Origin of the sequence: Paenibacillus sp. AR247, from assembly GCF_002968895.1 — a bacterium.
Taxonomy (GTDB): Bacteria; Bacillota; Bacilli; order Paenibacillales; family Paenibacillaceae; genus Paenibacillus_AQ; species Paenibacillus_AQ favisporus.
Genome location: NZ_PCZT01000009.1, coordinates 728,742 through 736,625 on the forward strand (window position 1 = coordinate 728,742; position 7,884 = coordinate 736,625).

At 51.3% G+C, this 7,884-nt stretch carries 6 protein-coding genes and 1 pseudogene; 2 read left to right on the forward strand and 5 right to left on the reverse strand.

Annotated elements, in window-relative coordinates:
* The first annotated feature begins 61 nt into the window (after positions 1-61).
* Entirely contained in the window at positions 62-769 is a 708-nt protein-coding gene (locus CPT76_RS11415) for a DNA alkylation repair protein (RefSeq protein ID WP_105443006.1), read from the forward strand.
* A gap of 75 nt (positions 770-844) precedes the next feature.
* On the opposite strand, the pseudogene CPT76_RS11420 reads toward CPT76_RS11415, so the two are convergent.
* A pseudogene (locus CPT76_RS11420) lies at positions 845-2,558 on the reverse strand (ABC transporter substrate-binding protein).
* 260 nt (positions 2,559-2,818) lie between these two features.
* On the opposite strand from CPT76_RS11420, the gene CPT76_RS11425 reads away from it, so the two are divergent.
* Entirely contained in the window at positions 2,819-3,619 is an 801-nt protein-coding gene (locus tag CPT76_RS11425; protein WP_105443007.1) for a helix-turn-helix domain-containing protein, read from the forward strand.
* Here the strand turns inward: CPT76_RS11425 and CPT76_RS11430 are convergent.
* The 4 genes from CPT76_RS11430 to CPT76_RS39480 form a co-directional block, all read right to left on the reverse strand.
* Entirely contained in the window at positions 3,576-4,979 is a 1,404-nt protein-coding gene (locus tag CPT76_RS11430; protein WP_105443008.1) for a glycoside hydrolase family 43 protein, read from the reverse strand. The genes CPT76_RS11425 and CPT76_RS11430 overlap by 44 nt on opposite strands.
* Before the next feature lie 270 nt (positions 4,980-5,249).
* Complete coding sequence (locus tag CPT76_RS11435; RefSeq protein ID WP_374954642.1) at positions 5,250-6,140, reverse strand: cation diffusion facilitator family transporter; 891 nt, start codon at positions 6,138-6,140, stop codon at positions 5,250-5,252.
* Between the two features lie 274 nt (positions 6,141-6,414).
* Positions 6,415-7,077, reverse strand: coding sequence for a hypothetical protein (locus CPT76_RS11440; RefSeq protein WP_105443009.1), 663 nt, complete (start codon positions 7,075-7,077; stop codon positions 6,415-6,417).
* A gap of 99 nt (positions 7,078-7,176) precedes the next feature.
* Positions 7,177-7,884, reverse strand: a 708-nt coding sequence (locus CPT76_RS39480) for an NAD(P)/FAD-dependent oxidoreductase (RefSeq protein WP_258168316.1), incomplete at its 5' end; no start/stop codon positions are given.

A 7,884-nucleotide genomic window follows, 5' to 3' on the forward strand; every position in this document is an offset into this window, starting at 1 on the left:
TTTGGAACGGCAAAAGCGGAAAATAAATACGGCAACAATTTGAAGAAGGCGGTGTCAAAGCATGGATTTTGAACAGGTCATGCAGGAGCTCGAAGCTCTCGGCAAGGAACGGCTCAAGAAGCAGTATATGTCCAATGGAGCACACGAACCGCTTTTTGGCGTAGCGACAGGTGCCATGAAACCCATGGCCAAGAAGATCAAAATCGATCAATCGTTGGCTGAGCAGCTGTACACCACAGGAAATTATGACGCCATGTACTTTGCCGGCATCATTGCCGATCCGAAAGCGATGACCGAGAAGGATTTTGAGCGTTGGATTCAGGGGGCCTATTTTTATATGCTGTCCGATTACGTGGTGGCGGTAACCTTGGCGGAAACCGATATTGCGCAGCAAGTCGCCGATCAATGGATCGCAAGTGGTGAGGAGCTGAAAATGTCGGCGGGCTGGAGCTGTTATTGCTGGCTTCTAGGCAGCCGGCCGGACACTCAATTTGACGAAAGCAAACTCGTGGATATGCTGGCATTGGTGACAAAGACAATCCACGAAGCTCCGGAACGAACAAAATCGGCGATGAACAATTTTATATACACGGTAGCCGTATCCTATCTGCCGCTCCATGATAAAGCGGTCGAGACTGCAAAAGCAGTCGGTCCGGTAGAAATGAAGCGCGATCATAAAAAAAGCAGCATCCTAAATGCTTTGGAAAGCATTCAAAAAGCGGTGGATAAACAACAGCTCGGCTTTAAACGCAGATATGTAAGATGTTAATTGCAGATAAGTAAGATGTTAAACGCAGAAGATGCACAGAAGGAGCTCAAGACTCCTTTTGTGCATCTTCTGCGTTTATTTACCGCTCCACAGCTCCACTCTCGCTTTGACCAGCTCCGTATATTGCTTTTCCATCTCCACGGCGCCCGCGTCGTCGAGCTCCTTCAGCATGCCGTCAAAAAATCGCGTCGAACTGCTCCGGTTTTGCCAGAACGGCTTCCGGAATCCGTTTGCGGATAATATCCTGCGTTTTCTGATAGATCACATTATAATTGCCGTCCTGCGGAGCCGCAATATTCCAGGCAGCACCCCACGGCTTGACCGGAAATTCCTTGCTCGATGGGAACAGGTCTTTCCAGGTGGTTGCCCCGTATGCCTCAAGCGTTTCCTTTTCCGGCTTGGTATATGAGGCGATAATTTGTTCCGGAAAATTCGTCGTGTAGTAGTTTCCTGTGGCGTCCTTGACACCGTCACCGTAGTGAGCCGACATGTTTCCGTACAAGCCAATACCGGTGGTTTTCGTAAAGTTGGCGTTATCATTCACTTTCTTATCCAGCACTTCTTGGGGAATGACCCGTTTGCCATCCACCACATTATAGTGCTTGCCTTCAATCCCCCAGTTGATCAGGACCTGTCCTTCGTCCGATGCAAGGAAGTCGAGGAACTTGATCGCCCGTACGGGATCTTTGCATGCGGTCGTAATGCCAACACCCCAGCCGGACATAAATCCGGTATCCTGGAAGTTATGATCCTTGTACTCTTCCGACATAGTCACCGGAAAATGGGCGTAGGTGCGTTCCGCCTTCCCGCTGGACTTCAGGGCATTCTCGGCTTCCGCATATCCCCATTTGGCGTCAATCAGACCCAGGACGCGGCCGCTGGCGATTTTGGACTTATACTGATCGCTCTTTTGGACAAACGTTTCTTTATCCAGCAGCCCCACATTGTACATATGGTTCAGCCAGCGGAAGTATTCCTTTTCCTCCGGCCGCTTATAGTGCAGCTTGGCTTCAAAGGTGTCCGGATTAATGTAGTATTCACCATCGTCCTTGAGGCCGGTAGCATACACTGCTGGGTTCGTGACCGTGATCATGATTCTCCAGTCATCGGCGTCCAAAGTTAACGGAATGGTCGGCTTGCCGTCAATTGTCGGATGCTTATCCTTATACTGCTGGAGAACGTTTTCAAAATCCTTGACGGTTCTGACTTTCGGGTAACCCAGTTCCTTCAGCACCGCATTTTGGATTTCAAAGCCGCTGCCGGCGTCAAAGTCCTGCTGATCAACAGCCGCGTTACTTGGTATGACATAGATAGATTTGTCGTCGTTGCTGTATGGCAGGCGGTTCATATACTTGCCGTATACCTTTTTCAGATTCGGTGCATACTTGTCGATCAAATCGGTCAGGTCGATCATGGCCCCGGCTTCCACCAATTTGTCGACATCGCCTTTGCCGTAAATCAGATCCGGGTAATCACCGCTCGCCGCCATAAGCGATATTTTATCCGCTCCCGCGCCGGATACGGCGAATTCCGCATCCAGGGTCACCCCTGTCCTTTTGGTGATTTCTTGGCCAACCTCATCCTGCATTTTGTTCCAGTTCGAGCTCGCGTCCGCCCCAAAAAACGAAAATGTGATCGGGCTCGTATCGTCTGATTTGGAATCCTGCGTGCTGCCGGCCGAACCGGCTGGCTTGCCATCCCCTGAACTGCTGCACCCTGCCGAAATGAACAGCATGCCGGCAAGAAGAAGCAGCCCGAATTTTTTCCCAACTGTACCTGTCATATTCATCGTTCCCCCTTATTTCTGTTAAGAATGCGTTTGCATTTTTGGGTTTAGCATAGTTGATTTAGCTCTCCCGGTTATCCTTCCGTATGTGCGTGAAGTAAAAACGTTTTCGGAAATATCCTCGAAAAACATCCCTCCTTTACCGATTTCCGGTTTGGTTAATAGCCATTGTAATTCGTAATCTGCTGGCAAACCTTGATTTTTAAGTCGCGGTTATAGGATGATATAGACATCAAACCATACTTTTTCGGGTGGGATCCTCCATGAGCATCAACGTGTATTTAAACTGGTTTACGACCGACGAGCAGTTTCCGTTTTTCATCCAGTATGGAGGTCATGACGAAGACATGCAGCTGCATAAGCACATCGACTTTTGCGAGCTGGTGATCGTACTGAACGGACATGCTACGCATATCGTCAACAACGAGGCTTCTTTTATCAAAAAAGGCAACGTGTTTGTTATTAATGGCGCCACGCAGCATGCCTACAAGGATCCGTACGATTTTAAAATTTGCAACATCATGTTCAAACCCGATATGCTGAAATATGCCGGCCCGGATTTAAGGGCGTCTCAAGGATTTCAGGCGCTTTTTATTTTGGAACCGCTTTATCGTCACCTGCATCCTTATGAAAGTAAACTCAATATTCCGCTGTCCAATCTCGAACATGTGGCTTCGGTTATTTCCGATATGATTGACGAATACCACCATCGGCACCAAGGTTACCAAACGATGCTGGCGTCACGGTTTATGGAGCTTGCCGTATACTTGTCCAGGCTGTATGAGCACCAGGATCAGGGCGTCGAGAGCAATCTGATGCATTTGGCAAATGCAGTATCCTATATCGAAGACCACTACCTCGAACCGGTGACCCTGGAAGAAATCGCGGATAAGTCCCGGATTTCCGTACGGCACCTGAACCGGATCTTTCGGGCATATTATCAGACGTCGCCGATGGCGTATCTTCAGCGGCTTCGCCTGGAACGGGCATGCATCCTGCTCAAGCAGACGAACCTTTCGATCACCGAAATCTCATATGAATGCGGCTATAACGACAGCAATTAAGATCTGCTCCCGGCTGCCCGTAATAAAACACGAACTTGTCAGGCTGTACCTCGATCTTCAACTCCAGCGGCCCTGCCGGACATGCATGTTCCTTCTCCACACATAAGGAACCGACGGTGCGCCGAAGCCGTAACTTCTTGACTCCATTGCTTGACGTAACGGCAACATCATAGTGATACTTATCATTCATATAAACGGTTAATCCGGCTTCTTCCCCGTCGCCGGCTGGTTCATATTCCATGGCTGCCGAAATATTGCAGGTAAAATGGCACAGACGGCGTCCTACAAATGCCGGAGAGCCGGTGTCTGACAGTGTCGTCCGATTTCCACGAAGTTCCAGGTGCCCGGGTCGTCGCTCCAAAGACCAGCTCCCGGGAACGGGATTACGCAAAAAGGTCCACTCCAACTGAAGCTGCGTGCCGTCAAAGTCATCCCTTGCCGGCTTCTCGTCCCAGCGGACGGCAGGCAAATTCGGCGAGTCCATAATGGGTTCGATGTGTCCGCCTGCTCCGATGACCGGCCAACCGTCCGTCGTCCAGGTTACCGGCGCAAGCATCACTTCCCGGCCCAGGTGGTGGCGCATCGGATAGGACGGTGGCCGGATCCCCAAACAAACCGCCCACCAGCTTCCATCATGAGCTTGTACCAGATCGGCATGACCTGTTGCATGGATGGTGCTTTTCAGGCTCCGGTTCGAGAGAATCGGATTATGCGGGCAAGAATTATAAGGTCCATAAGGATCGTTGCTTCTGGCGATCGTCACCATATGTCCGAACTCCGTTCCGCCTTCGGCGATCATCAAGTAATAATACTCCCCTATTTTATAGAGATGCGGCGCCTCGGGATGCGACCCTCCGGTTCCTTGCCAGATCAAGCGGCTTTCTGTGAGCATCTCACCGGATTCCTTATCGATTTCGCATTGATAAATCCCGTCTCCCTCGTCTCCCATTCGGGTCGACTGGAAATACACACGGCCGTCCTCATCGAAAAACAAAGATGGATCGATTCCGCCCTGCGCAACGGGTATCGGATCGGACCAGGGTCCGGCTGCTTCAACACTGGTCACATAAAAATTCCCGATCCCGCTAACATTGGTCGTTGTCATATAAAACATACCGTCATGGTAGCGAAGGGTTGGCGCGTAAATGCCCCCTGAACTGCCTGCACCCGCCAGCGGCAGCTGCTGCTCGTTCGTCAGGCAATGCCCGATTTGCCGCCAATGCACCAAATCTTTGCTGTGAAAAATCGGCACCCCCGGAAAATACTCGAATGTGCTAGTGACCAGATAATAATTGTCACCGACCCGGCAGATGCTGGGATCCGGATGAAACCCGGGAATGACGGGGTTGGTATACTGCATCGATACTCAGCTCCTAATCGTGATGATTCCACACTTGACTCTATGAGAGCGGTTACGCCAAATTGTTCTGGATTCAACCTGCTCTGTCCCATATTCTAAACGGTTGCATGCAGTCAAACCTTGATGATCAAGTCAGGAAAATAGCATGATCTAGACATTTAAGCCACAAGATATGGCACATTTGACACCCAGACATCAATCCGGATTCGTGCAGCCCAACACAAAAAAGCCCGCATTCTGCGGACTTTTTCAATATCTTAATTCTAGCGATTACGAAAACTCATTCAAATGCTCCGGCGTCCAATTTTTCACACCGTTATCTTCGATGATGCCCAATACGACATCGGATATATCCGGATCCGAGCTGAGCTGGTCCTGAACGCGGAACTTAATATCATCGGCATCGGCAAGCGACAGGCCGCTCCGAAGTTCGATCATCGTATCCACATGATAGTATCGGCCTTCCTGGATAATCCGCAGACCGTTGATGTCGGTGACATCCTGATCGGACAAAATGATGGACGACACCTTCTCCGCCACGTCGCGGGGCGCGGCCACACCGATTAGTCCGACCATATTATCATAGCCTACACGAAAAGCCACGGCCACCATCAACACACCGATGATGACGGTCACGATGCCGTCCAGTGCTTTAAAGGCGGTAAATGTCGTGACAACAACAGCGACAAGAGCCAGAAACGCACCGGTGACCGCTACCAAATCCTCATAAAAGACCAGCCGCGTCGGAGGTGCAGAGCGTGATACATGCTTGAAGGCCATAGGGATGAGTGAGATCCCGGAGGCCTCGATCCTTGCTTCTCGGGCGATTTCCTTCATCACCTTAAATAAAATCGCGCCATCGATCACCAGGTTCAGAATAAGCGCACCCACGTTAATCCAAAAAGCTCCGCCCGCTTTGGCCGGATGATGAATCAAATGCCATCCTTCCCGAATTGTTTCATAAGCCATAATCGTCACTACAATGACGGCGACCATGCAAAAAATGTTGATCACACGGCCGAATCCGGTCGGAAATTTACGGTTGGGCTTTCTTTCCGCAAGCACGCTTCCGGCAAACACAAACCCTTGGTTTACACAGTCCGCAAGCGAGTGCATCGCCGATGCAAACATCGCCCCGCTGCCGCTTAAAGAGGCCCCCACCCTTTGGCTGCAGCGATGACCGCATTGCCGAGCATAGCGATCGCCGATGATTTGTTCCCTTTTTGATGAGTGCCAGCCAATGCTCCCGTTCCTGCTGCTGCGCCATCTTTTTGCCTCCTGCTTAAGAATCCGACATGTTTGAATATGTTCTTACGATGGGAAAAATAGCCGGATTTTATGCAGTTTAATGGGAAATAGACGATGTATATTGGTTGCCGGGCAAACGATAAACCAAGAAAAAAAGCCCGCTATCAAGCGAGCTTTCGAAAAATCCCTAATCCACGCCGATCATGAGCCCGGTATCGCCGGGATCTTTCAGCCAAATGGACGAGATCGCCCATTGGTCATCAGCGGATCCAAACCCCTTCTCAATCGTGAGCATTGCTTTGCCTGTGCCTTCCACGCCAGCGGATGTCACCAGCGGGTAATCGAAGGAGATTTGCACTTTGCCGTCCGACAATGTCTTGGTAGTCATATTGGTTACCGTGCCCATATGAGGACTGGAACCCCCGGTAACCCAGAAATTGTCCTCAAACTGCTGTTTGGTTTTGGCCTGCAGCGCGGGAGTCATCACCGCGTACTGCATCGGTCCGCTGCGCTTCTGGACACCGCGGATCCAGGTCTTGGCGGCATCTTCCGGCGTATCGGCCTGCAAGGCGTTCATGAAGCCGCTCACTTGCTGGGAGAGCTTGCTCGCCTCGGGCAATGACACATGAATGCCGTCGCTCTTGTACTCCACTTCGCCTTTCAGCTGCTCCACGATGGCCCGCAGCGAGACCATGGCGGTTCCGTTTTCGATTTTCAATTTCATAAAAGTGTTGGCGAATTCCGCCCCATTGATAAAAATCCGCGGCCCGGCCGACGCCGCCAGCGCAGAGCCCGACAGAATGACAAATGCCGAACTCACCGCAATGAACACCTTCAACCGTTTCTTCATGGATCATTCTCCTTTATATACGCCATTGGAGACGTATTTATATGTATAGATGTCATTTCTATTGTAGAAGAATGGCGATCCATGAGGGTTACGTTCGGGTTACGATTCGGTTAACGAACCCTCATCAATGGCTTTGCGGATATCGTAATCGTGTATGTCGATATCAAGCTCCACGCCTTGCGCCAGCTTAGCTAACTGATAGCCGATAAAAGGCCCCATCGTCAAGCCGGATGCACCGAGCCCGTTCGCCGCGAGCAGGCCGCTCCAGCCCGGAACGGCTCCAAGCACTGGCAAAAAATCAGAGGTGAACGGACGGAATCCGACTCTGACCTCCTGAAAGGTGCCGTCCGCCAATCCGGGTGCCAAGGTTAATCCTTTATTCAAAATCTCCTGCATACCACCCGCTGTTGTTCTTGTATCGTAGCCTTCCACGTCATTTTCATGCGTTGCCCCGATCACGATCTTCTGCTCGTCGAAAGCCAGCAAATACTGATCAGAAGGCGGTATGACGACTGGCCATATACCTGTATCCTCATGATTCTCGAGCTGGAGGTGCATGATTTGCGCCTTTTGGTAACGGACGTTAAAGCGGACACCGAGCGGCTGCAGAAGCTGTCCGGCCCACGCCCCTGCACAGACGATCGTGCGGTCCGCTGCATATTCGTCGGGTCCGACCGATACTCCGCTCACCCGGTTCCCATCCGCCAGAAGCTTCGCATCCCCGTGAATCACAACAGCCCCGTGCCTTTGGGCAGACCGAATCAAAGCGTCGCGCAGGGCACGGCCGTCCACCCGGGCGGCGCCGCT